At 56.3% G+C, this 1,108-nt stretch carries 1 protein-coding gene; it reads right to left on the bottom strand.

From position 1 onward, the window contains the following. Positions 1-1,108 (bottom strand): hypothetical protein (locus AACM45_RS20285; protein ID WP_339145032.1); only part of this gene is annotated, 1,108 nt, incomplete at both ends.

Consider the following 1,108-nt stretch of genomic DNA (forward strand, 5'->3'; position numbering starts at 1 on the left):
GTTAGTATCGTCACTGTCACCGTCACGGATGTCTATCAATGCAGCGGTACCATTGGTAATGGTGACCTCCACACTTTCGTTCGCAACTCCGTTGGCACCTATACCCAGATCTTGATCATCGGTCGCATAGATACCGTTGGCACGTACGTCCAGTGCGTTGTTGGCATCGGGGCTCGCGACCGCAGTGAACTCGTTGCTGCCGTCAAGGTTCAGTCCATTGCCTGCCGTATATTGTGTGTCGTTGTCCGTTCTTCCCGCGAGTTCCGCCAATGCCGCCTCTACGGTATCCGTGGTGAAGTTGTCACCGGCATCGGCTACCGTTACCTCAGTTGCCGTCTGGTCATCGGTGGCATAGATTCCGTTGGCGCGTACGTCCAATGCATTGTTGGCATCGGGACTCGCCACCGCCGTGAACTCGTTACTGCCGTCAAGGTTCAATCCGTTGCCCGCAGTGTATTGTGTGTCGTTATCGGTCCTTCCAGCCAGTTCCGCCAATGCCGCCTCTACGGTGTCCACCGTGAAGTTGTCACCGGTATCCGCTACCGTTACCTCCCCAGCATTTTGGTCGTCCGTGGCATAGATACCGTTGGCGCGTACGTCCAGTGCATTGTTCGCATCGGAGCTCGCCACCGCCGTGAACTCGTTGCTGCCGTCAAGGTTCAGTCCATTGCCTGCCGTATATTGTGTGTCGTTATCGGTCCTTCCCGCTAGTTCGGCAAGTGCCGCCTCTACGGTATCCGTGGTGAAGTTGTCACCGGCATCGGCTACAGCTACCTCCCCGGCACTCTGGTCATCGGCGGCATAGATTCCGTTGGCGCGTACGTCCAATGCGTTGTTCGCATCGGGGCTCGCCACCGCCGTGAACTCGTTGCTGCCGTCAAGGTTCAGTCCATTGCCTGCTGTATATTGTGTGTCGTTATCGGTCCTTCCAGCCAGTTCCGCCAATGCGGCCTCTACGGTATCCGTGGTGAAGTTGTCACCGGCATCGGCTACCGTTACCTCCCCAGCATTTTGGTCATCACTGCCCAGACTGCTCAAAGGAACGTCAAAGTTGTTCCCTGCCTCGGTAATTCGGAGGTCCGTGCCATTTATTCCAAAAGCCGTAATA

Source organism: Croceitalea sp. MTPC5 (genome assembly GCF_036985505.1).
GTDB lineage: Bacteria > Bacteroidota > Bacteroidia > Flavobacteriales > Flavobacteriaceae > Croceitalea.